Below are 21,547 nucleotides of genomic sequence, written 5' to 3'. Positions count from 1 at the left end.
CCTGCCCATGCCGTTCAATTTCCCGATTTTCCTGACCTGGCTGCGGATTGTTCTGATTCCGCTGGTCGTCGGCGTGTTTTATTTGCCCGACATGATGATGAGTCCCCCGCACCGTAATCTCGCGGCGGCAACGATCTTCGTGCTCGCTGCGCTGACCGACTGGTTTGACGGCTACCTGGCCCGCAAATGGAATCAGACGTCGGCGTTCGGCGCGTTTCTCGACCCGGTCGCGGACAAACTGATGGTGACCGCCGCCTTGCTGGTGCTCGTGCAACTCGCCCGAATCGACTCCGCGATTGCTCTCGTGATCGTTGGACGCGAGATCGCGATCTCGGCGCTGCGCGAGTGGATGGCGCAGATCGGCGCGTCGAAGAGCGTGGCCGTGAATTCGCTTGGTAAATTCAAGACCGTTTGCCAGATGGTGGCTATTCCGATGCTGCTGTTCAACGGTCCGTTGTCCTTCGGCGGCGGCGTGACGATCGACACACGAACGTGGGGCTTGTGGCTAATCTATCTCGCGGCATTCCTGACGATCTGGTCCATGCTGTATTACATGAAGCTCGCATGGCCGCAAATTCGCGAGCGCAGCGGGGCTGCCTGAGCGCCGTGCGCGCTCGCATTGAACGCGATCCGCGGGAACGTCATGAGTGAAATCTGTTCAGTTAAAGAGATTGGCAAAAGGGGTTGACACGTTTCGGTCGTTTCTCCATAATCTCGTTTCTCCGATGCACGCAGTTCGAAACGTCGGTTGCAGTAGAAGGAAGAAAGGCGAAGTAGGCCTTTTTAAGCAGCACAAAAGCAGCAATACGCGGGAGTAGCTCAGTTGGTAGAGCGCAACCTTGCCAAGGTTGAGGTCGCGAGTTCGAGCCTCGTCTCCCGCTCCAGATTTTTGAAGCAGCGCGTTGGTCAGTAATGTAGTTCAGAAGTGCAAGGCGTTGCGAAGCAGTGCAATGCGGGAGTAGCTCAGTTGGTAGAGCGCAACCTTGCCAAGGTTGAGGTCGCGAGTTCGAGCCTCGTCTCCCGCTCCATACATCAGGGGAAGCAACGCTTCCCTTTTTGTTTGGTGGACTGATGGTTGTCCACGAGACAAATCAGCGAATCTGCAGCTAGATTCCAATCCGCTTGCGGCGCGATAGCAAAGCGGTTATGCAGCGGCCTGCAAAGCCGTTTAGGCCGGTTCGACTCCGGCTCGCGCCTCCAGTAGTTGAAGTACAGAAAAGCCCCGCCATGTCGGGGCTTTTCTTTTTTCCGCGTCCGCAATCCAGTGCGGGCTCGTGCATATCGACGTGCTGCGGACGTGCTGCGCCGCGCGGACGATATGGCGCACAATGCACGTTTGTTCCTTGCCACCCAGCGTGCATGTACCTACACATCACCGGCACGAATGTGCGCCTCCTTGGCTCCATGCATCTCTTTCCCGCGTCGAGCCGCAGAACGCCGCCGTGGATCGAGCAAGCATATGACTGGGCCGAGGCGCTCGTCTTCGAATCCGACGCGCCGACCATTCTTCCTTTCCTCAAAGCCGATCCGCTGCGTGGCGCGCAAAGCCTCGCGCCTTTCCTTTCCGTCGACACCTGGACTCGTCTGCAAGCGGCCTGGCCCGCTGACGGCCCGCTCACGCCGCTCGCCGATTTGCGTCCGTGGGCCGCGCTGATCATTGCGCCCACGTTGTTTCAGCAGCTCGTCGAGGGCGTCGAACCGCGCATGCTGCGCTGGGCGACAGGCGAGGGCAAAGCCTATGAGTTCCTGGAGACAGCGCAGGAGGTCGCCGGCGCGCTCGAATCGATTCCGCTCGATGCAGTCGCCGCGGCACTCGAGTTGCTCATGGCCGACATCAGCGAGCCGCAGCGCACGGTCGAGCGCATGCATGAAGCGTGGCTCGACGGAGATCTGTCAGCCGTGCACCGCATCGCCGTCGAGTCACCCATGTTCAATCTGCCCGATATTCGACGCACGATTCTGGACGGGCGCAATCACATGTGGGCCGCGCGCATAAACGAGTTGCTCGCCCGGCCTGAACGAACTCTGGTCGTGGTCGGCGCGCTTCATCTATGCGGACCGGGCAACCTCGTCGAACGTCTCGCACGATCCGTCGAACCGGTGTTTGCCGGCGAGTAGCTAGGGCGCTATGGGGAACTTGTGCGCCCGCGTAAAATCGCAGATCGAGAAGCCTCGAATCGCTCAAAAAATCACTCAGGAATCACCAGATCACTACTCGCTGTTTCACGCGATGGTTTCAGAGGACACCCCATGCATCTGCCACCCATTCCCGGCAATGAAAGCACGCGTCTGGAGACGTTACGCGCGCTGAATATTCTCGATACTTCGCCCGAAGAGCGTTTCGACCGCCTGACGCGACTCGCGAAGCGTCTGTTCGGTGTGCCGATCGCGCTGGTAAGCCTCGTGGATGCAGACCGGCAATGGTTCAAGTCGTGCGTGGGCCTGTCGGCGAGCGAGACGTCGCGCGACGTCTCGTTTTGCGCGCATGCAATCGTGTCGGACGAGATACTCACGGTGCCCGACACGCTGGCCGACGACCGCTTCCACGACAATCCGCTCGTAACCGAAGCGCCCAATATCCGCTTCTATGCCGGCTGTCCGCTGACGGTGCCCAACGGCAGCAAGCTGGGCACGTTGTGTCTGATCGACGTCAAGCCACGCGAACTCGACGATGAAGAGCGCGAACTGCTGCGCGATCTCGCGCGCATGGCCGAACAGGAACTGGCGGCCGTGCAGCTCGCCACGCTGGACGACCTCACGCTGCTGTCCAACCGGCGTGGATTCTCCGCGCTCGCCCAGCATGCGCTCAATGTCTGCAAGCGCCTGAACAAGCCGGCGTCGCTGCTGTTTTTCGACCTCAACGATTTCAAGCAAATCAACGACACGTTCGGTCACGCCGAGGGCGATCGTGCGCTTAAGACTTTTGCCGACATACTGCGCACCGCGCTGCGCGAAAGCGACGTGATCGGGCGGCTCGGCGGCGACGAGTTCGTCGCGTTGCTCAGCGACGCGGACGAAGCCGCCACGCGCGAATTGACGGAGCGTCTTACGCACTTGCTCGACGAGCGCAATGCGCAGGATCAGCGCGGCTATCGGATTCGCTTTAGCGTTGGGCAGATCCAGTACGACGCCGGACGGCACGGTTCCATCGCCGAATTGCTCACCGCAGCCGACGCCGCGATGTACAGCCATAAGCAGGCGTCGAAGGTGCGCGCCGCGCGAGGCGCTTAAGCGGTTGACTATTCCGGTGCCGCGACGCGCGGCATCATTGTGCATTCGCCGCCGTCGGTGACGGCGCGCTTCATTCCAAAAACCTGTCATGACCGAACCGCAACACACCGCTGCCGCGAGGCTCGCGCAACTCGAATGGCGCTGGAAGGCGTTCGATGAACTCACGAGCGCCGAGGTCTACGCGATGCTCGCCGCGCGCAGCGCTGTCTTCGTGATCGAGCAGAACTGCCTGTATGGCGATATCGACGGTCTCGATCTCGACGCATGGCATCTGCTCGCGTTCGGCGCAACGGACGATGCAACCACGGGCGCCGCGCGACCGCCGCTCGCTGGCTATCTGCGCGTGCTCCTACCCGACGCCGACGACGGCGATATTCGAATCGGCCGCGTACTGACTACCGCGGAATTCCGCGGCATCGGTCTCGGCAATGCGATGCTCGACCGCGCGATAGCGCATATCCGCACGCAGTGGCCTGGCACGCCGATCCGCTTGCACGCGCAGGCACATCTGCAAGGCTTCTACGGCGCTTTTGGGTTTGCGCCAGTGTCCGAGATTCACGAAGAGGACGGCATTCCCCACGTGTGGATGCGTTCGGTCTGAGCGTGCATCGGCGTGCCTGGGTGACTGCCGGGCATCAGCGCGAGGCCGGCGAGGCGTTAGCGGATATCGGCGAGCCGTCAGCGGTGAGAGCCGACAGTCGATGAGGCCGTGTTCGCGACATCGGCTTGCGTGGGGTTTGCCGGCATCGCACGTCGTTCGCTGCGCACGCGTCCGCGTGCGGAAAGGCGCATCCAGTGACGCAACGCGACGAGCGCGCCGATTACGCTCATCATGGAACCTGGAATCCACAGAAGCAGGCCGCCGATCTGTTGATCGCGCATCGGGCTCAGCCAGGTGAACGCGCGTCCGCAGATCGAATAGATCGGATATAGCTCACGCGGCGAAAAGAAGATGAACGCGCCGAGGATGATCTGCGGCGGAATCGCGGCGATCACCACCAGCACGCGCTTGCCCGGCGACAGACGCGCCGGCGGCGCGGGACGCGGATCGAGCACGAGCCACCAGAACAGCAGGCCGTCGACCACCATGCTCCAGTTCATTACGCGATAAAGCCGCCAGTCGAGCATCGCGACAAAATGGACCGGCGACATCAGCCAGAAGTAAATCAGGCCGACGAACAATGTCACCGCGACGACCGGATGCATGACGACGTCGAGCAGCTTTCGTACGAACGGCAGCGCGAGCGCGGGCCGCACGAAGCGCTGCCGCCAGCGGAACGGAATGCCCGCGCGCAATGCCGCGCCCGGATAAGACAACGCGATAAAGAAGGGCCCGAGATGATGCAGCACGAGGTGCTGCGCGCGGTGCATGAAAAACTCATGCTCGAAGAAATAGTCGAGCCGCGTGTGCAACGCGACGTATAACGCCACCAGCCCGAACCAGAAGGAAACCCGGCGCGCGACCGACACCTTTGCCTTACTCGCGCCGCGCACGAACAGGATTGCGGGCAACAGCAGAGCGATGACGACCGTCGGTGAAAATTCCCAGGGATCGAGCCAGTAGAGCAGGTTCATTGCCGCGGATTGCCGTGCTTACTTCGTCTGCGCGGGCGACTTCACCGCGAACGGTGTGTCGAGCGTTGCGCCGTCCGAAAACTTCAGCATCAGATGTACCGTGTCGCCCGGCGCGATCTTGTGCTTCGCGCCTTCGAGCATTACGTGATAGCCGCCCGGTGCGATTGCAACCTGCCCGTGCGCGGGAACCGTCAGCTTGTCGACCATCACCATTTTCTGCGACGAACCGTTCGAGACTGTCTGATGCAGCATCGCGTCGCCGTAGTCGGTGCTCGAAATATCGACGAGGTCCACGGGCTTGTCGCCTGAATTCACGAGCGTCACATAACCCGCTGCCGGCAGGTTGTTCGGCAGCCAGCGGACCCAGGCATTCTGTGCGGTGATCGGCTGCGCGCCGGCGGCGTGGGCAGTCGCCGCGAAAGCAAACGAAAGGGCAAAGGCGCCGGCGACGGCGGAGAGCGTACGCATTCTGGACGTTGGGATCTGTGTCATGGAGTGAGTCAGGAGCGTTGATCGACGATGCGGCGCAAGTCCTGCGCGATCGCATCGGGAGTGTCGTGGTCGGTGGCGAGCAGGCGTGCGCGGCCTTGCGCGTCGAACACGTAGACGGCGGAACTATGAGTGACTTCGTAATTGCCGTTCGGGTCGCGCTTTTCCATCTGATACGCAACCCTGTAGCGCTTGGCGAGCGATTCGATCTGCCAGTCGCTGCCCGTCAGTCCTTCGGCATGCTTGGAATCGAACGCGCCGACGTAATCGTGCAGAGCTTGCGGCGTGTCGCGCGCCGGATCGACGGTGATGAACAGGATGCGCACCTTCTGCGCGTCGGGGCCGAGCTTTTCCAGCACTTGCATCAGCCGTCCCATGGTTTCGGGACAGACGTCCGGGCAATGCGTGTAGCCAAAATAGACGAGCGAAGCGCGCCCCTTGAACGAATCGCCGCTAACCGGACGCCCGTCATCGCCTGTCAGCATGAAGTCGAGGTCGGGCAAATGTCCCGTCACGTTCGTCAGATGCCACGGCTCCGCGCGACTCGTGCAGCCGGCAAGCGCGATCATGGCCATGAGCGCGCCGGCTGTGATCGTCGAGCGAAACCGGCGCGCGCGGCTCTCGCGAGGCCGCGACCCCGGGTGCGCTTGCAAGCGTTGCAGTGAGATGTTCGGGAACAAAGCAGGTATCAATGACTCGATTGGAGAGCGGGGCATTGCGCACGCTTTCGCGTGCGCGCGCTCAAACTTGTGCCGGCGAGCGGTTCGCGATAGTGGACGAAAATCGTCGTAACGCCAAAGTCCCGTTTGGCTGCGACTGTATCGCAAAATGACGGAAGGCGTCGCTCATGGCCCACGAGCAGAGCGTTTGCGAGGCAATATGACGCACATGGCTGAAAGCCCGTTGAAGTCCGATCGTTTCCGTTTTGAACGCAATGCCAGCGAACCGGGCGCGACCTTGCCGCCGTGCTGCTCCATCCGGCTTGGGGCCCGGCTCTCTTTCTCGAAAAATTGATGGATGCGCGGTAAGATGCGCACACTTTTCCGGCTGCGAAAGGCCGAAAGGCAAAATACCCGATGCAACCACTTCCGGCTTTCCTGTCTCCTGGCGAGACCGCATTTTTCTTCGATTTCGACGGCACGCTCGTCGAACTCGCGCCCACGCCGGACGGCGTTCAGGTGCAACCTCGCGTCATCGAGCTACTCGCCGAACTGCGGCGCTTGACCAATGGAGCGGTCGCTGTGGTGTCCGGGCGCGGCATCGACAGTATCGACGCTTTTCTCGGTATGCCCGATCTGCCGATTGCCGGTCTGCATGGCGCCGAGCGGCGCGACGCGAACGGCGATACGCAACGCATCGGCTTTCACGACGAACGCCTTCTGCGTATGGAGCAGGTTTTGGCCGAGGTGGTCAACGCCAACCCTGGCATGCTGCTCGAGATCAAGGGCGCCGCGCTCGCGCTGCACTACCGCAATGCGCCGGATCGCGCGCAGGCGGCGCGCGAGGCGACCGAGCGGCTGGTCGCGGATTATCCGAACTCGTACGTGTTGCAGCCGGGCAAGATGGTCTATGAAATCAAACCGAAGGACGTCGATAAAGGCCGCGCCATGCGCGCGTTCCTCGACGAGCCGCCGTTCGTCGGACGCAAACCGGTTTTTGCCGGCGACGACCTGACCGACGAGAAGGGCTTCGCCGTCGTCAACGAGCGCAACGGACTGTCGATCAAGGTCGGCGCGGGCGAGACGATCGCGCAAACGCGCGTCGAATCCGTTTCCGCGCTGCTCGACTGGCTTGAGACGGTCGTTGCGGCGGCGCGTGCAGGATGAGCGGCGCGGTGTGCGGCGCAGGACATTTACAACGCACACGACATAGTGCGACAACAAGGCATTACATCGGGGACAGCGTTTCATGAGCCGACTGATTATCGTTTCGAACCGGGTTGCGCCGATCTCGGAGGGCGGTCCGGCGGCGGGCGGTCTGGCGGTCGGCGTGTACGACGCGCTCAAGGAGACCGGCGGCATGTGGTTCGGCTGGAGCGGCGACGTGCTGAGCTCCGGTCAGCCGCAGATCAAGGTCGAAGAGCGCGGCCCCGTGACTTTTGCGACCATCGCACTGATGCGCCGCGACTACGACCAGTACTATCGCGGCTTCTCGAACGCGACGCTGTGGCCGGCCTTTCACTACCGCGCCGACTTGCTGCAGTACGACCGGCATGACTTCGAGGGTTATTGCCGCGTGAACGCGTGGCTTGCGCAGCAACTCGTGCCGCTGCTGCGTGAAGACGACGTTATCTGGGTCCACGACTATCACCTGATTCCGTTCGCCGAGGCGCTACGCGCGGCGGGCGTGAAGAATCGCATCGGCTTTTTCCTGCACATTCCGTTTCCCGCTTCGCAGGTTCTGCTGGCTGTGCCGCCGCATCGCGAACTGGTACAGGCGTTGTGTTCGTTCGATCTGCTCGGTTTTCAGACTGCGCCTGACCTGCGCGCTTTCTGCGATTACATCGTCAACGAGGCGAACGGCACAGTCGACGCGTCGGCCGCCGGGCCGCTCGCAGTCCATGCGTTTGGCCGCACGTTGCGTGCAGCGGCTTACCCGATCGGCGTCTATCCGGACGAGATCGCCGAACTCGCCAAGGCGGGGGAGCGCGGCAAGCCGGTGCGCACGATGAAGGCTACGCTGCATTCGCGCAAGCTGATCATGAGCGTGGACCGTCTCGATTACTCGAAGGGGCTGGTCGAGCGCTTCCGCGCGTTCGAGCGGCTGCTGGAACACGCCACCGCGCAACGCAACAAGGTGTCGTTCCTGCAGATCGCGCCGCCGACACGCGCCGACATGCATGCCTATCAGGACATCCGTCTGCAGCTGGAAGGGGAGTCGGGCCGCATCAACGGACGTTTCGCGGAGCTGGACTGGACGCCGATCCTGTACATCCATAAGCAATATGAACGCTCGGTGCTCGCTGCGCTCTTTCGTACCGCCCATGTTGGCTATGTCACGCCGCTGCGCGACGGCATGAATCTGGTCGCCAAGGAGTACGTGTCGGCGCAGGACCCGGAGAATCCGGGCGTGCTTGTGTTGTCACGTTTCGCGGGCGCGGCGCAGGAACTGGACGGTGCGCTGATCGTCAATCCGGTGGATATCGACGGCATGGCCGATGCGCTTGCAAGAGCGCTCGACATGCCGCTCGCGGAGCGCCAGGCGCGTCATCGAGACATGATGGCGCAGTTGCGGGAGAACAATGTCTCGGTCTGGCGCGACAATTTCATGCGTGACTTGCAGAGCGCCGGTGGTGCAACCCGCACCAGGAGCGGGCGGGCGCGTACCGCTTCGGGGAAGAAGACCGCGCGCGAGGTTCTCGCGAGCTAGCTACGGTGAGCCGGTTCTGATTGGGAAAACGAAAAAAAGCCGCTTGATAAAGCGGCTTTTTTCTTTGACTAAACGCGTTTCTCTCGACGGCGCGCGGCTCAGATAACGTGCTGTTCGTCGACTTTCTTTCCGCCCACATGCAGGGTGGCGCCCTTGCCGTATTGCTTCGACAGCAGGTCACGATACAGCCCGGGACGCAGGCGCAACTCTTCGGGACTGCCGTCGTCGATCACCTTGCCGGCGCTCATCACGATAATGCGGTCGAAGTTGTTGAGCGTCGAGAGGCGGTGTGCGATGGCGATCACCGTGCGGCCTACCATCAGCCGGTCGAGCGCCTTCTGGATCGCTTCTTCGGATGCGCTGTCGAGCGCCGACGTGGCTTCGTCGAGCAGCAGGATCGGCGCGTTCTTCAGGATCGCGCGTGCAATGGCGATCCGCTGACGCTGTCCGCCTGACAGCTTCACGCCGCGGTCGCCGACGATCGTATCGAAGCCTTCCGGCATGGCTTCGATAAAGTCAGTGCAGCGGGCCTCGCGCGCCGCAGCCAGCACTTCTTCGCGGCTCGCCTCAGGGCGCCCATATGCAATGTTCTCGTACACCGTGCGATGGAACAGCGAAATGTCTTGCGGCACCAGCGCGATCGCATGGCGGAGGCTGTCCTGCGTGATCGTGTTGATGTCCTGACCGTCGATTTTGATCGAGCCGCCTTGCGTTTCGTAGAAGCGCTGCAGCAAGGCGAGCACGGTCGACTTGCCCGCGCCCGACTTGCCGATCAGACCGACTCGCTGGCCCGGCTCGATATGCAGGTCGAAATGATCGAGGATCGGCCGGCGGCGCGGATAGGCGAACGTCACGCTTTCGAAGTCGACGCGGCCGCCCTGCGGCACGAGCTCGGTCGCGCCGTCGCGGTCGGGCATGCCATGCGGTTCGAGCAAGGTGCGCACGGCTTCCGCGAGACGGGCCACGTGCTGCGTGACGTCCACCAGCGCGACGGCGAGATCGCGCGTGCCGTGCAGAATAGTGAAGCCGAGCGAGCTGACGAGCACGATGTCGCCCGACGTCGCTTTACCTTGATCCCACAGCACGAGCGCCCAGCCCAGCAGGCCGGCCGACAGCAGCGCGGTAATCACGGCGTGCAGCAGACGCAGCTTTTCCAGGTAAAGCAGGCTTTGCTGACGCGCGTCCATCTCGGCCTTGACCGTCGCACCGAAGCGCTGCTGTTCGCGAAACGTCATGCCGAAGGCGCGCACGAGGCCCATGTTGCTGATGACGTCGACGAGTTCGCCGTCGACCGAGGCCGCCTTGGTCGCGAAATGGTGGTGGCGCGCCGAACCGCGGCCGGCAAGCTTGTACAGCACGACCGACAGAATGGCCGAGCACAGCATCAGGCCGCCGGCCATCAGCGGGTTCACCGCGATGATCATGAAGATCGCGCCGAGCACCGCGATGCACGGCGGCAGCACGTTCCAGGCGGTCGTGTTCTCGGCGGTGTAGACCGCATTCGACGTCGCGGTGATCCGGCTGGCCAGCATGCCGGGCTGCTTCTCGGAGTAGTAGGTCGGCGAGTGTCCGCTCAGATACTGGAACAGGTCGCGCCGCAAGTCGCCGGTCACGGCGACAAAAGTGTGGGCGGCGACCCAGCCGCCGACGCGCCACAGCAGATTGTCAGCGGCGATCAGCCCGACCAGGATCGCAAAAGCGCCCCACAGCGGCCCCGGATGATGCCGGCCAGCGCCGAGCACGTCGATGAGATGCTTGATCGCATATTGCGAAGCGAGCGCACAGCCCACGGCCGCTATCACGCTGCACAGCACGGTCGCGTGAGCGAGCGGGTGACGGCGGATAAAGCGGAAAAGGAACGCAAGGGGCCGATGCGCATAGCTCGCGAGCTTGGCGTTCTGGGCGTTGCGCTGGGCGATGGTCAAATGTTCCAATTGATCGTGAGGTTGATAAGGTTCGGGGGTGTGCATGCAAAGCGTGGGCCACGCGAAAAGATTCGCGGCGAAGCCAATGCTTCGCATTGTAAACATGCAAAAGCGATTGCGCCCTGTGTAACCGGGCTTTTGGCGCGATAGATGTCGCGATGGACGTCCGCGACCTACTTCTTGCTCGACTCACTGCAGCGGCAGTGGTTCACGCGGTCGGGGAATGTTTTCGAGATATAATTACAAATTGCATTCAGCCGGGACTCTGCATTCTCTTCAACCGGTACCGGCAAGATTGATGCGAGAACTTACAAGATCCCGCGGGCGAACCAGGGACAGCTGCAGATGGCGGCCAGTCGCTACTGTAGAACTGTCTTGTAAAACAAGGGTTTGCAAAGTGTATCCCCCTTGTAACAACGTAAAGACTTTGAAATGTTGTGGTGCAGCGTGAAGCTCGGCATCGATAATGCATGCGCTCTGTGCCCCACGCGGAATTTTCTGACAGTTTGTCAACGTCCGTGTTGTTTGTGCGTTTACCGCACAGGCATGAACGGTGAGCACCGTTCGGGCTCTCTAACCCGAAGCGATCTATCGCAGGATTTCTCGAAAGAATAAGGCCCGCGCCGGCATGTCCAGCCCGGCTGACCTGGCGAGCAAGCGAGTCGCTTTTACCAAACGCAGTACTTTTGCCGGTTTTTTACGAGGAGTTCTTCATTATGCGAATCGCACAAATCGCTCCGTTGCACGAGGCGGTTCCTCCCAAGCTGTACGGTGGTACGGAACGTGTGGTGTCCTATCTGACCGAAGCGCTGGTCGAGCAGGGCCACGACGTCACGCTCTTTGCGAGCGGCGATTCGCAAACCTCGGCGAAGCTCGAAGCGTTCTGGCCGCAGGCGCTGCGCCTCGACCCCACCATTCGCGACGTGATGGCGCCGCACATGCTGCTGCTCGAGGAAGTGCGCCGCCGCGCCGACGAATTCGATATGCTGCATTTCCACATCGACTATTACCCGTTTTCGCTGTTCGCACGCCAGCCCGTGCCGTTCGTGACCACGCTGCACGGCCGTCTCGACCTGCCGGAATTGCAGCCGATCTTCAACACGTTCAAGGACGTGCCGGTCGTGTCGATCTCGGACAACCAGCGCATTCCGCTGCCGCAGGCTCACTGGCTGCAAACCGTTTATCACGGCCTGCCGGAAAACCTGCTCACGCCGATCAAGGACGTGAAGCCGAGCTATCTGGCGTTCCTTGGCCGCATTTCGCCGGAAAAGCGTCTGGACCGTGCGATCCGCATCGCCGAACAGGTCGGCATGCCGATCAAGGTCGCGGCCAAGCTCGACAAGGCTGACCGTGCGTACTACGACGAAGTCATCAAGCCGCTCATGGCGCTGCCGCACGTCGAATATATCGGCGAAATCAGCGAAGCGGAAAAGACCGAGTTCCTCGGCAACGCGCACGCGCTGCTGTTCCCGATCGACTGGCCGGAGCCCTTTGGTCTGGTGATGATCGAGGCAATGGCTTGCGGTACGCCGGTGATCGCGTTCAATCGCGGTTCGGTGCCGGAAGTGATCGAAAACGGCGTGTCGGGCTTTGTCGTCGAAGACGAAATCAGCGCTGTCGCAGCGGTCAAGCGTCTGCATACGCTGCCGCGCGAAACGGTGCGCAAGGCGTTCGAAGCGCGCTTCTCGTCGAAGGTCATGGCGCAGAACTACGTCGCTACGTACGAAGAGCTGCTGCGTCGGAAGCACCGTACCGTGCTGCGTGAAGTCAACGCGAACTGATTGAGCCGGACCGGATAGTTCCGGTCCAGGAACGGGCTTGCTGGGAGGAGCGTCTTCTACGCGTCTCGCCAGCGCCCGGCAACGCCCCGCGCGCAAGCCGCTCGCGGGGCGTTGTTGCATCCACGCCGCGTTTTTTCGCGTTCCGCGATGCAAAGTGAGCGGTTCAGGCACGCGGCGGCGAGCCGGGCTTCGTAATATCCCTATAATGGCCGTGCCGCGAAATTGGCTGCGGCGCCGCCGACGACAGGAGGATGCCTTGGCGAGAACGAAAGAGACGCGTGCGAATGCCGCGCCCGGCGCCGGAACGATTTTCGCGTTACGCGCTATCGGTCTCGTGCTTCTCGCCCGCTGGCTGTTTTCCATGTCGGAGATGGATCTGACCGCGTCGCTGTCGGCCATGGCGTCCTCGCCGTGGGCGTGCATCAACCTGGTCTTCCTGTTCCTGCTCATTTTTCTTCCTGGCGCACGCGCGGTCGCAGAGCGTCCTTTTCATCCGCTGCCGCAATGGCTGCGGCAAGCGCTGCGGCTCTTCGCATTCCTGGGATTTCTGTTCGCGATGTGGTCGGTCAGCGCCTTTGCGGTAAGCGCCGGCTGGCGCCGTGCCGCGCAAGCCGTGGCGGCGACCAACGGCTGGCTGTTGGCGGCGCCCGCGCTGTACGCGGCCGTTCTGTGGATCTGCCGTCCGCGCGCGCTGTGGCGCACCAACATTGCTGCGCGCCGTTTTGCGATCGGCCGCTACGCCGTCTCGCTCGATCCGCTTACGCGCACAGTCAGCGTATGGGCCGAGCGTCGCAAGGTGGGGCAGTACGACGCGCGCGAACTCTCCGTGCGCTGGGCGGACGTGGCGGGCACGCGCTCTGCGACGGCGCCCACGCCGGTGATCGCGCTCCATGTCGCCGGTGACACTGGCGCCGGCGTTGCGTCGTCAGGCCCGAGCGGCGCTCCGTCGCTTGCTCGAGCCGCGTTCGGCCGGCGTCCGAAAATCGAGTTGCTGTGGGATTCGCCCGCGGCGGCCGGTCACAACCGGCAAACCGTATTTCGCGCGGCCCTGACGACCGAAGGGGATCGCGTCGCCGCACGCGCGCTCGACAGCACGTTGCGGCAGGTCTGAGGCAGAGGTTTTGTGCAGTCGGTCACATGCAGTGACGGTTGCGCGCGTTGTAAAGTAAGCCGTGGTCGATAATGAAACAACGATGCCGCCCGTACTGACGGCGGGCGAGTGAAACAATAATCGATGTACCGTGTCGTTTGCAGGAGTCGCTATGCTGGTTCGCTGGTTGCTTGCCGCTCTTCATCTGCTCGCCTATGGCTTCGCACTTGCGTCGATTCTGCGGCGCACGTGGGCGCTGCGCCGTGCCGCGGTGCCAGCCGCGCTCCGCTCGGTATTCCGGGCCGATACACGCTGGGGCCTTTCCGCACTCGTGTTGATCGTTACCGGCTTGATGCGCGTTTTCGGCACCTATGAGAAGGGCGCCGATTACTATCTCCACGAGCCGCTCTTTCACGTCAAGATGACGCTGCTCGTGATAATCCTCGTGCTGGAAGTTCCGTCGATGCTGGCGTTAATGCGCTGGCGCGCATCGATACGAAAAGGCGCTGCGCCGGAGCTGCAAAACGCGCGTCGCTATGCCCATTTGAGCGTGATTCAGACTGTGTTGCTCGTGTTGATGGTCTTTGCGGCAACCGGCATGGCGCGCGGCATCGGTTTGCCCTCGGGCGCGGTGTAACGACAGCGGCGCGCCCGCGGAATATGCCTTGTACAACGACATATTCCGCAAGACACGCCGCATCTTTCCCTCTTCAGTCATTGACCAGCAGGCTTGAATCGTCCACGGCGTGGCTGCGCGCGCGGGGCCGTTCGTGCGATGCCGGCGCTTCATTCAAGCCCTTGATCAGCTCCAGCGCCTGACGCTCGAACAGACGCCGGTAGAGTCCGTTCTCCAGTCGGATCAGCGCCTCGTGGCTGCCTTCTTCGATTACCTTGCCCTTGTCGAGCACGAGTAAGCGGTCGAGCGCGCGCACCGTCGACAGGCGGTGTGCCACGACGAGCGTCGTGCGGCCTTGCATCAGCCGCTCCATCGCCTGCTGGATCAGCACTTCGCTTTCGCTGTCGAGGCTCGACGTGGCTTCGTCCAGAATCAGAATGGGTGCATCCGCCAGAAACGCCCGCGCGATCGCCACGCGTTGGCGCTCGCCTCCCGAAAGCTTGATGCCGCGCTCGCCGACCAGCGTGTCGTAAGCATTGGGCAGCGCGCTGATGAAGTCGTGCGCGTTCGCCAGTCGCGCGGCGTGTTCGATCTCGGCACGGCTCGCGCCCGGACGTGCATACGCGATGTTTTCCGCAAGCGAACGGTGAAACAACACCGGCTCCTGTTGCACGATGGCAATCTGACTGCGCAACGACGTCTGCCTGACTTGCGCGATGTCCTGACCGTCGATCGTGATGCGGCCTTCAGACACGTCGTAAAGACGCTGAATCAGCTTGATGAAGGTCGTCTTTCCCGAACCCGAATGGCCGACCAGCCCGACGCGTTCCCCGGGCGCAATGCGCACGGAGAAGTCGCGATAAAGCGGCGTGGCGTCCGCGCCATAGTGAAACGTCACATGCTCGAAGCGGATCTCGCCTTTGCCGATGGCGATCGGACCTGCGGCCGGGCGATCTTCGATGCCGAGCGGCTGACGCTCCAGCGAGACGAGTTCTTCCATGTCGTTGACCGAGCGTTGCAAGTTGCGAATGTGCATGCCAACCTCGCGCAGATAGCCTTGCAGCATGAAGAACATCGTCAAAGCGAAAGTGATGTCGCCGACGCTCGCCTCGCCGCGCAACCACAGTAGCAGCGCGGCGCCGAGAATCGCGGTCTGAATCGCCACCAGCATCGCGCCTTGCACGCCGCCGTTGATCGTGCCGCGAATCCACGTGCGGCGCGTGCGGTTGCGCCACTTGCCGATTACACGCGCAAGTAGCAACTCCTCGCGCTCTTCGGCGCCGAAAGCCTTGACCACACCGTTGCAACTGACCGCGTCCGCGAGCGCGCCGCCCATGCGCGTGTCCCACGCGTTGGCGAGGCGCGCGGCCGGCGCCACGAAGCCGAGCGACAGCGCGACAGTCACCGCGATATAGACTAACGAGCCGACGCCGACCACCGCGCCCATCATCGGCCAACGCCAGCCGAGCAGCAGCGTCGCGCCCACCAGCATGATCAGCGACGGAAACAGCGCGATCAGCAGCGTGTCGTTGAGCAGATCGAGCGCCCACATACCACGCGTGATCTTTCGCACCGTGGAGCCGGCAAAGCTGTTGGCATGCCAGTCGGTTGAAAAGCGTTGCACGCGATGGAAGGCGTTCGCGGCGATCTCACTCATCATCTTCAACGTCAGCTTGATGATGTTGAAGTACATGGCCTGCCGAAGCAAAGTCGCGCCCAGTCCCAGCGCGGCCAGAACGCAGAAGGCCGTGATGGCTGCATGCCACGCGCTCGCACGTGCGGCCGGGCCGGATGCGATGGCGTCGACGAGGTGGCCGGCGAACATCGGCGTGAGCACGTCCGCCACGGCGGAGAGCATGACAAGCGCAGAAATGACGACAATGCGCCACGGCTGTTGAGCCCAGTGCCGGAAGGTGAAGCCGAGGACATCCTTGAACGCTTGCCCGCGAAAGTCGAGTTTTTTTCTGGTCATTTGCGACAACCCGTTCGCGCATGGCGCACCGGGGTTCCAGTCAGAAGCGAGATGGATAGACAGTCGAAGCGCGCCGCTTAACGGCAATGGAACTGCTGGCAATAAGCCTGCGGACTCGGCTGCGAACTATCTGGGATTGCGCGGAGCGCCTTTTCAGGCCGACTTGCGCGGTCGACGAGTCAACGTCGTGGGACCATGTCAGGGATGGCCATATGCACTGCGAACATGTGACGCCTCCCTGTAGTCAATGAGGTGGAGAGAGTAGACGGGGCGAATGCCCGAAAGCCGACTATATCAGCACTGTTTTGCCGCCGCAATCGACGAGGTTTCGTTGTTGACTCGCACGCACACCGCGGTGCCGACCACAGATATCGACATGCAAGCAGCGAGAAATACAATGACGAGGCAAGCCGGACGTGACGAAACTGAAAACACAAAACGCAAAACACAAAAAGGAAAAGGGCTTACGCATTGCTGCGTAAGCCCTTTTTTCTTCGGTGATCGACACACCAAAATTCTGGTGGGTAGTACTGGGATCGAACCAGTGACCCCTGCCGTGTGAAGGCAGTGCTCTACCGCTGAGCTAACCACCCGAAGAGAACGAAATTATGCCGGGGATTTGCGAACTCGTCCAGCACTTTTTAAGCAGGTTGCTCATCCGATACGGGCACGGGTTCGAGGCGCCACACGCTCGTGCCTTTAATCGCTTTGTCGAGGCCGTCCAGAACCGCCTGGTGTGCGGCGAGTTCTTCGTCGCTCGCGGCAATCACGACGAGGTCCAGCGAGTCGATGGCCACGCGCGGCGCATGCGCTTCGCCGCTGCCGTGCGATTCGCCAAGCATGTCGATGACAAGGCTTTCCTGGCCGCGTGTCATCGCCAGATAGACCTCGGCGAGCAGTTCCGAGTCGAGCAGCGCGCCGTGCAGCGTGCGGTGTGCATTGCTGATGCCGAAGCGGTCGCACAAAGCGTCGAGTGAATTGCGCTTGCCGGGGAACATCTGCTTCGCGCGCGCGAGCGTGTCGATGATCTCGCCGCAATAGGTGCTGACGGGCGGTAGGCCGAGCAACGCGAACTCGGCGTCGAGGAAGCCGATGTCGAACGGCGCGTTGTGAATGATCAGGTCCGCGTCCTGAATGAAGTCACGAAACTGGTCGGCGATCTCGGCGAACTTCGGCTTGTCGCTCAGGAACTCGGTGGTCAGCCCGTGGACCGCCAGTGCGCCGGGATCACTGTCGCGCTCGGGGTTGATATAGAAGTGCAGATTGTTGCCGGTGAGGCGCCGGTTCACCAGTTCGACGCAACCTAGTTCGAGGATGCGGTCGCCGGTCCGGGCGTTCAGGCCGGTTGTTTCAGTATCGAGGATAAGTTGACGCATGTTGAGTTAGCTTTGCCTCAGAAATTGCAGCCGCAAATTAGCGGGGAGAAAGGTGGTCGCGCGGCCTGGCGGCCGACGGTCACAATTCCGCGAGCGACGCGACGCCACGATTCGCAAGCTGGTCCGCGCGTTCGTTTTCGGGGTGCCCATTATGTCCGCGCACCCAGCGCCATTCGATCTCATGTTGCGCGACGAGCGCGTCGAGCCGCTTCCACAAATCGGCGTTCTTCACCGGTTGCTTTGCGGCGGTGACCCAGCCTTTCTTTTTCCAGCCGTGAATCCACTCGCTGATGCCTTTCTGCACGTACTGCGAGTCGGTGTGCACAACGGCTTTGCACGGACGCTTCAGCGCCTCGAGCGCGGAAATCACGCCCATCAGTTCCATGCGATTGTTGGTGGTATTCGCTTCGCCGCCGAACAGCTCTTTTTCCTGATCGCCGAAGCGCAGCAGCGCGCCCCAGCCGCCCGGGCCGGGGTTGCCCTTGCAGGCGCCGTCGGTATAAATGTCGATGATGTTTGCTGTCATTGAGTATGGTTGCGTGTGTTCGGTGTAGCGGCGGGCGCGAGGCCCGCGGCGAGGACGGGCTTTTTCACCTTGAGTGGACCGACGAGGCGCATGCCGCGCACGCGCTTGATCGCCTTGATCATGTAGGTCGCGCCGAAGATCGGCCACCAGCGGTCGCCGGCGGCTTCCATGAAGCCGTAGCGGGAGAGCCACTGATCGCTGTCGAGCGGCGGACGATAGCAGCCGAAGCGCCCGCGTTCAAGGTCGAAGCCGAGCAGCTTGATCCAGTCTTTCAGACGCGTGAAGGCGATCAGATCGACAGCGGCGGGCACGAACGGCCGGCCCGTCATCTTGCCGACCGATTGCCGCGCGCCCCAGAGCGAAAGCGAGTTGAAGCCGAGAATGATCAGCTGGCCTTCCGGCATTAGCACGCGCTCGGCTTCGCGCAGCAGGCGGTGCGGATCGCTCGTGAATTCGAGCGTGTGCGGCATCACGATCAGATCGACGCTCTGGGCTTCGAACGGCAAATCCAGCAGATCGCACCAAACCGCGCTGCGTCCGGCGGGCGAGGGCAGCGGTGCCGGCGCTGGTCCGCCGCGCATGGGACCGTTGCCCGGGGCGCTTCTCGAACCGTCTCTCAATCCGTCTATGGAGCCGTCTCTCAAGGCGTCCATCGAGCCATTTCCGGCAAGTGCCTGAGCGCGCGGGAAACTATAAGGTGCACTCGCACCGCTCGCGGCGTCGAGCACGAGCCCGCGGCAAGGCATGCGGTTTTCGCGCAACGCGTCGAGCTGCGGCAGGCCGAGTTGCAGCGCGTGGTAGCCGAAAACGTCCGACACCACTCGGTCGAGCTGCGTCTGTTCCCATTCCAGCACGTAGCGGCCGGGCGGCGAATCCGTCCAGGCGGGCCAGTCTATAATCGCTCGGTCAGTCATATCAAAGAATGCGTCGCCTATGAATGCGCTCGAGTACGTACCGGTCCCGGCGTTTGAAGACAATTACATCTGGGTCGTTTCCGACGGATACCATGCGGTAGTCGTCGATCCGGGTGAAGCCGCTCCCGTTCGCGCCTATCTGTCGAGGCGCGGTTGGCGACTGAGCGCTATTTTACTCACGCACCATCATCAAGACCATGTCGGCGGGGTAGCCGATCTGCTGAATGGCCAGGCCGTTCCCGTCTACGGGCCCGCCGGCGAAGCGATCGGGCATCTCACGCACCGTCTGAAACATGGCGATCGCGTGACGATCGCTGCGCCCGCGCTCGATTTGAGCGTACTCGAGGTCCCGGGCCACACGAGTGGCCACATCGCTTATTTTCAGGCGGCGGATCCGGGCGGCACACCGCATGTGTTCTGCGGCGACACGCTGTTCGCCTGCGGGTGCGGACGGCTCTTCGAAGGCACGCCCAGCCAGATGCTCGCGTCGCTCGACTCGCTCGCGGCGTTGCCCGGCGCGACCGAAGTGCACTGCGCGCACGAGTACACGCTGTCCAACATCCGCTTCGCGCTCGCTTGCGATCCGGACAACGACGAACTGCTTGCCTGGCGCGACAAGGCGAGCGATCTGCGGGCTCGCAAGGTGCCCACGCTGCCCACCACGATCGCCCACGAGCGCGCCGTGAATCCCTTCCTGCGTGCCGACAACCCTGCCATTCAGGCGACCTTGCGGGAGCAGTTGCATGCCGACGTACCTGACCGTCTGGCGTCGTTTACATTGATGCGCGAGTGGAAAAACCGCTTCCGGTGACCGGGTTCGTCTCGGGCGCTTCCTCAAGCGAAGAATCGGAAGAATTCGCCAAGCCCTAGATTTGCTTGATATTTTGGTCAATTTCCGATTGACGTAGACGTTACGGTTTCGTACTATCGGCTGCAAATTCCAGCCCTTGTGGAAGCCGAGACGTTCATGCGATTTATCTTTAGTGCGTTGCTGGTCCTGACGCTCGCCGCCTGCGCGAGCCAGGGACCAACGACGAGCAGCCCCACCACCGCAACAAATCCCGCCAGCCAGCAAGCCGTAGCCGACGCACTCCGCAAGACAGCCACCGCCAAGGAAACGATCAATGTCGACCAGGGCTCCGTCACGCAGTTGACGAGCGCCGACGCCGATTTATGGGGCCGCATTCGCCGTGGTTTCCAGATGCCGGATCTGCAAACGGACCTCGTCGACATGCAGGTCAACTGGTACGCGCAGCGTCCGGATTACGTGCAGCGCATGACCGAGCGCTCGCAGAAATACCTGTATCACATCGTCGAAGAGCTCGAGGCGCGCCATATGCCGACCGAGCTCGCGTTGCTGCCGTTCATCGAATCGGCGTATAGCCCGCAGGCGTTGTCGGTGGCGAAAGCGGCCGGCATGTGGCAATTCATGCCGGGCACCGGCCGCACTTACAACCTCAAGCAGAATATGTGGCAGGACGAGCGCCGCGACGTGCTGGCGTCCACCAGTGCCGCGCTCGACTATCTGTCACGTTTGCACGACATGTTCGGCGACTGGCAACTGGCACTCGCTGCGTACAACTGGGGTGAGGGCAACGTGCAGCGCGCAATTGCGCGCAATGAAGCGGCGGGCTTGCCGACAGACTATCTAAGCCTGCGCATGCCCAACGAAACGCGCAACTACGTGCCGAAGCTGCAGGCGGTCAAGAACATCGTGTCGAACCCGCAAATGTACGGGCTCGCGTTGCCGTCGATCCCGAACCACCCGTATTTTGTGACCGTCACCACGTCGCACGATATCGACGTGGACATGGCCGCCAAACTGGCTAATCTCTCGCTCGACGAATTCCGTTCGTTGAACCCGTCGTTCAGAAAGCCGGTGATTCTGGGTGCTACGCAGCCGCAAATCCTGCTGCCGTTCGACAACGCGAGCGCGTTCGAGCGCAATCTGAAAACGTACTCGGGTTCGCTGTCGTCGTGGACCACGTACACGGTCACCGAGCGTTCGGCGCCGGCGGCCATCGCGCAAAAGATCGGTGTCGATGCCGACACGCTTATGGAAGTCAACAAGATTCCGGTCGGCATGCGTCTGAAGCCGGGTTCAACCATCGTCGTGCCGCGCGGTTCGGATGACGACGAGGACATCAGCGCGGACGTCGCCGAAAGCGCCGTGCTCGCTATGGAGCCCGACGTTCCCGACACCCGCAAAATGCTGATCCGCGTGCGCCGCAATCAGTCCATGGCGGCTATCGCGTTGCGTTATGGCGTATCCGTCGGGCAGTTGAAGTCGTGGAACCGCACGCATCGGGATAGCGTAACGCGCGGGCAGGTCATCGTGCTGCACGTGCCGGTCGGCAGGACTGTTCCGAGCGAACCGGGTCCCGAGCGTATCGCGACCGACGTCCAGGGCGGCGGTGTCCAGAAGATCGGCACGCGGGTGGGCGGCTCCAAAAGCGAATCTCGGAACGACACAAAGAAGGGACGCGGCCACTCCGCTGTAGTGAAGGTATCCGAGCCGGTTGCCAAGGCCGGAAAGTCGAAAGCGTCTGCCGCGCCTGCTGGCAAAGTGACCAAAGTGTCGGCTTCCACGTCGAGCAAGACAAAGAAGAGCAAGTAAGCACGGCGGTGGCAATCGGGGCCCTTACTGGGCCCCTTGCCTTTGGGGCTCACCCAGCCGGTTCGC

At 62.2% G+C, this 21,547-nt stretch carries 19 protein-coding genes and 4 tRNA genes; 14 read left to right on the top strand and 9 right to left on the bottom strand.

The window, feature by feature from the left end; translation table 11 throughout:
• Window positions 1–7: 7 nt before the first annotated feature.
• From pgsA to SB753_RS12690, 7 genes are all read left to right on the top strand, one after another.
• Window positions 8–601, top strand: coding sequence for a CDP-diacylglycerol--glycerol-3-phosphate 3-phosphatidyltransferase (pgsA, locus tag SB753_RS12720; protein WP_020069409.1), 594 nt, complete (start codon window positions 8–10; stop codon window positions 599–601).
• A 207-nt stretch (window positions 602–808) separates the two neighbouring features.
• A tRNA-Gly gene (locus SB753_RS12715) sits at window positions 809–884 on the top strand.
• Window positions 885–952: 68 nt separating this feature from the next.
• Window positions 953–1,028, top strand: a tRNA-Gly gene (locus tag SB753_RS12710).
• A 98-nt stretch (window positions 1,029–1,126) separates the two neighbouring features.
• Window positions 1,127–1,200, top strand: a tRNA-Cys gene (locus tag SB753_RS12705).
• A 159-nt stretch (window positions 1,201–1,359) separates the two neighbouring features.
• Window positions 1,360–2,118, top strand: coding sequence for a TraB/GumN family protein (locus tag SB753_RS12700; RefSeq protein WP_410800354.1), 759 nt, complete (start codon window positions 1,360–1,362; stop codon window positions 2,116–2,118).
• 132 nt (window positions 2,119–2,250) lie between these two features.
• Window positions 2,251–3,231 carry a sensor domain-containing diguanylate cyclase gene (locus SB753_RS12695; protein ID WP_410800353.1) on the top strand — a complete coding sequence of 327 codons (981 nt, stop codon included), beginning with the start codon at window positions 2,251–2,253 and terminating at the stop codon, window positions 3,229–3,231.
• A gap of 88 nt (window positions 3,232–3,319) precedes the next feature.
• The gene (locus tag SB753_RS12690) at window positions 3,320–3,832 is read left to right on the top strand and encodes a GNAT family N-acetyltransferase (RefSeq protein ID WP_204522233.1); all 513 of its coding nucleotides are present in this window, start codon (window positions 3,320–3,322) and stop codon (window positions 3,830–3,832) included.
• Window positions 3,833–3,909: 77 nt separating this feature from the next.
• Here SB753_RS12690 and SB753_RS12685 read toward each other — a convergent pair whose 3' ends face one another.
• The 3 genes from SB753_RS12685 to SB753_RS12675 are packed head-to-tail and all read right to left on the bottom strand — an operon-like array spanning window position 3,910 to window position 6,011.
• Window positions 3,910–4,806: a cytochrome c oxidase assembly protein gene (locus SB753_RS12685; protein ID WP_410800352.1), complete on the bottom strand. Its 897-nt coding sequence runs from the start codon at window positions 4,804–4,806 to the stop codon at window positions 3,910–3,912.
• 18 nt (window positions 4,807–4,824) lie between these two features.
• Window positions 4,825–5,298 (bottom strand): copper chaperone PCu(A)C, encoded by a 474-nt coding sequence (locus tag SB753_RS12680; RefSeq protein ID WP_408130817.1) that lies wholly within the window; start codon window positions 5,296–5,298, stop codon window positions 4,825–4,827.
• An 8-nt stretch (window positions 5,299–5,306) separates the two neighbouring features.
• Complete coding sequence (locus SB753_RS12675; RefSeq protein ID WP_410800351.1) at window positions 5,307–6,011, bottom strand: SCO family protein; 705 nt, start codon at window positions 6,009–6,011, stop codon at window positions 5,307–5,309.
• A gap of 360 nt (window positions 6,012–6,371) precedes the next feature.
• On the opposite strand from SB753_RS12675, the gene otsB reads away from it, so the two are divergent.
• Window positions 6,372–7,121 carry a trehalose-phosphatase gene (gene otsB / locus SB753_RS12670; protein WP_410800350.1) on the top strand — a complete coding sequence of 250 codons (750 nt, stop codon included), beginning with the start codon at window positions 6,372–6,374 and terminating at the stop codon, window positions 7,119–7,121.
• Window positions 7,122–7,203: 82 nt separating this feature from the next.
• A complete protein-coding gene (gene otsA, locus SB753_RS12665) occupies window positions 7,204–8,664 on the top strand; it encodes an alpha,alpha-trehalose-phosphate synthase (UDP-forming) (RefSeq protein WP_088173502.1) in 1,461 nt (486 codons plus the stop codon).
• Window positions 8,665–8,762: 98 nt separating this feature from the next.
• Here otsA and SB753_RS12660 read toward each other — a convergent pair whose 3' ends face one another.
• Window positions 8,763–10,634: an ABC transporter ATP-binding protein gene (locus SB753_RS12660; RefSeq protein ID WP_027804859.1), complete on the bottom strand. Its 1,872-nt coding sequence runs from the start codon at window positions 10,632–10,634 to the stop codon at window positions 8,763–8,765.
• 671 nt (window positions 10,635–11,305) lie between these two features.
• On the opposite strand from SB753_RS12660, the gene SB753_RS12655 reads away from it, so the two are divergent.
• The 3 genes from SB753_RS12655 to SB753_RS12645 all read left to right on the top strand — a co-directional run bounded on the left by SB753_RS12655 (window position 11,306) and on the right by SB753_RS12645 (window position 14,097).
• A complete protein-coding gene (locus SB753_RS12655) occupies window positions 11,306–12,370 on the top strand; it encodes a glycosyltransferase family 4 protein (RefSeq protein WP_410800349.1) in 1,065 nt (354 codons plus the stop codon).
• A 256-nt stretch (window positions 12,371–12,626) separates the two neighbouring features.
• Window positions 12,627–13,481: a hypothetical protein gene (locus tag SB753_RS12650; protein ID WP_020069420.1), complete on the top strand. Its 855-nt coding sequence runs from the start codon at window positions 12,627–12,629 to the stop codon at window positions 13,479–13,481.
• Between the two features lie 151 nt (window positions 13,482–13,632).
• Window positions 13,633–14,097, top strand: a complete 465-nt coding sequence (locus SB753_RS12645) for a DUF2214 family protein (protein WP_020069421.1) — start codon at window positions 13,633–13,635, stop codon at window positions 14,095–14,097.
• A gap of 73 nt (window positions 14,098–14,170) precedes the next feature.
• Here the strand turns inward: SB753_RS12645 and SB753_RS12640 are convergent, their stop codons facing one another.
• The 5 genes from SB753_RS12640 to SB753_RS12620 all read right to left on the bottom strand — a co-directional run bounded on the left by SB753_RS12640 (window position 14,171) and on the right by SB753_RS12620 (window position 18,864).
• Complete coding sequence (locus tag SB753_RS12640; protein ID WP_410800348.1) at window positions 14,171–16,048, bottom strand: ABC transporter ATP-binding protein; 1,878 nt, start codon at window positions 16,046–16,048, stop codon at window positions 14,171–14,173.
• A 518-nt stretch (window positions 16,049–16,566) separates the two neighbouring features.
• A tRNA-Val gene (locus tag SB753_RS12635) sits at window positions 16,567–16,641 on the bottom strand.
• A gap of 48 nt (window positions 16,642–16,689) precedes the next feature.
• Window positions 16,690–17,424: a DNA polymerase III subunit epsilon gene (gene dnaQ / locus SB753_RS12630; RefSeq protein WP_087754231.1), complete on the bottom strand. Its 735-nt coding sequence runs from the start codon at window positions 17,422–17,424 to the stop codon at window positions 16,690–16,692.
• Between the two features lie 79 nt (window positions 17,425–17,503).
• Window positions 17,504–17,950 (bottom strand): ribonuclease HI, encoded by a 447-nt coding sequence (gene rnhA / locus SB753_RS12625; RefSeq protein ID WP_006051973.1) that lies wholly within the window; start codon window positions 17,948–17,950, stop codon window positions 17,504–17,506.
• Window positions 17,947–18,864: a class I SAM-dependent methyltransferase gene (locus SB753_RS12620; RefSeq protein ID WP_410800347.1), complete on the bottom strand. Its 918-nt coding sequence runs from the start codon at window positions 18,862–18,864 to the stop codon at window positions 17,947–17,949. The genes rnhA and SB753_RS12620 overlap by 4 nt, the downstream gene beginning before the upstream one ends.
• A gap of 19 nt (window positions 18,865–18,883) precedes the next feature.
• Here SB753_RS12620 and gloB point away from each other — a divergent pair, with 19 nt between their 5' ends.
• Window positions 18,884–19,675 (top strand): hydroxyacylglutathione hydrolase, encoded by a 792-nt coding sequence (gloB, locus tag SB753_RS12615; RefSeq protein WP_410800346.1) that lies wholly within the window; start codon window positions 18,884–18,886, stop codon window positions 19,673–19,675.
• Window positions 19,676–19,831: 156 nt separating this feature from the next.
• Window positions 19,832–21,481, top strand: coding sequence for a transglycosylase SLT domain-containing protein (locus SB753_RS12610; protein WP_410800345.1), 1,650 nt, complete (start codon window positions 19,832–19,834; stop codon window positions 21,479–21,481).
• Window positions 21,482–21,547 lie beyond the last annotated feature (66 nt).

It is taken from the genome of Paraburkholderia sp. SIMBA_053 (assembly GCF_046534895.1).
Taxonomy (GTDB): domain Bacteria; phylum Pseudomonadota; class Gammaproteobacteria; order Burkholderiales; family Burkholderiaceae; genus Paraburkholderia; species Paraburkholderia caledonica.
This window is presented reverse-complemented; position numbering and strand designations above follow the sequence as displayed.

What these genes read in the sequence shown, in the direction of transcription:
- pgsA (WP_020069409.1), top strand. Translation starts at nt 8, where the DNA reads ATGCCGTTCAATTTCCCGATTTTCCTGACCTGGCTGCGGATTGTTCTG.
- SB753_RS12700 (WP_410800354.1), top strand. Translation starts at nt 1,360, where the DNA reads ATGTACCTACACATCACCGGCACGAATGTGCGCCTCCTTGGCTCCATG.
- SB753_RS12695 (WP_410800353.1), top strand. Translation starts at nt 2,251, where the DNA reads ATGCATCTGCCACCCATTCCCGGCAATGAAAGCACGCGTCTGGAGACG.
- SB753_RS12690 (WP_204522233.1), top strand. Translation starts at nt 3,320, where the DNA reads ATGACCGAACCGCAACACACCGCTGCCGCGAGGCTCGCGCAACTCGAA.
- SB753_RS12685 (WP_410800352.1), bottom strand. Translation starts at nt 4,806, where the DNA reads ATGAACCTGCTCTACTGGCTCGATCCCTGGGAATTTTCACCGACGGTC.
- SB753_RS12680 (WP_408130817.1), bottom strand. Translation starts at nt 5,298, where the DNA reads ATGACACAGATCCCAACGTCCAGAATGCGTACGCTCTCCGCCGTCGCC.
- SB753_RS12675 (WP_410800351.1), bottom strand. Translation starts at nt 6,011, where the DNA reads ATGCCCCGCTCTCCAATCGAGTCATTGATACCTGCTTTGTTCCCGAAC.
- otsB (WP_410800350.1), top strand. Translation starts at nt 6,372, where the DNA reads ATGCAACCACTTCCGGCTTTCCTGTCTCCTGGCGAGACCGCATTTTTC.
- otsA (WP_088173502.1), top strand. Translation starts at nt 7,204, where the DNA reads ATGAGCCGACTGATTATCGTTTCGAACCGGGTTGCGCCGATCTCGGAG.
- SB753_RS12660 (WP_027804859.1), bottom strand. Translation starts at nt 10,634, where the DNA reads ATGCACACCCCCGAACCTTATCAACCTCACGATCAATTGGAACATTTG.
- SB753_RS12655 (WP_410800349.1), top strand. Translation starts at nt 11,306, where the DNA reads ATGCGAATCGCACAAATCGCTCCGTTGCACGAGGCGGTTCCTCCCAAG.
- SB753_RS12645 (WP_020069421.1), top strand. Translation starts at nt 13,633, where the DNA reads ATGCTGGTTCGCTGGTTGCTTGCCGCTCTTCATCTGCTCGCCTATGGC.
- SB753_RS12640 (WP_410800348.1), bottom strand. Translation starts at nt 16,048, where the DNA reads ATGACCAGAAAAAAACTCGACTTTCGCGGGCAAGCGTTCAAGGATGTC.
- dnaQ (WP_087754231.1), bottom strand. Translation starts at nt 17,424, where the DNA reads ATGCGTCAACTTATCCTCGATACTGAAACAACCGGCCTGAACGCCCGG.
- rnhA (WP_006051973.1), bottom strand. Translation starts at nt 17,950, where the DNA reads ATGACAGCAAACATCATCGACATTTATACCGACGGCGCCTGCAAGGGC.
- SB753_RS12620 (WP_410800347.1), bottom strand. Translation starts at nt 18,864, where the DNA reads ATGACTGACCGAGCGATTATAGACTGGCCCGCCTGGACGGATTCGCCG.
- gloB (WP_410800346.1), top strand. Translation starts at nt 18,884, where the DNA reads ATGAATGCGCTCGAGTACGTACCGGTCCCGGCGTTTGAAGACAATTAC.
- SB753_RS12610 (WP_410800345.1), top strand. Translation starts at nt 19,832, where the DNA reads ATGCGATTTATCTTTAGTGCGTTGCTGGTCCTGACGCTCGCCGCCTGC.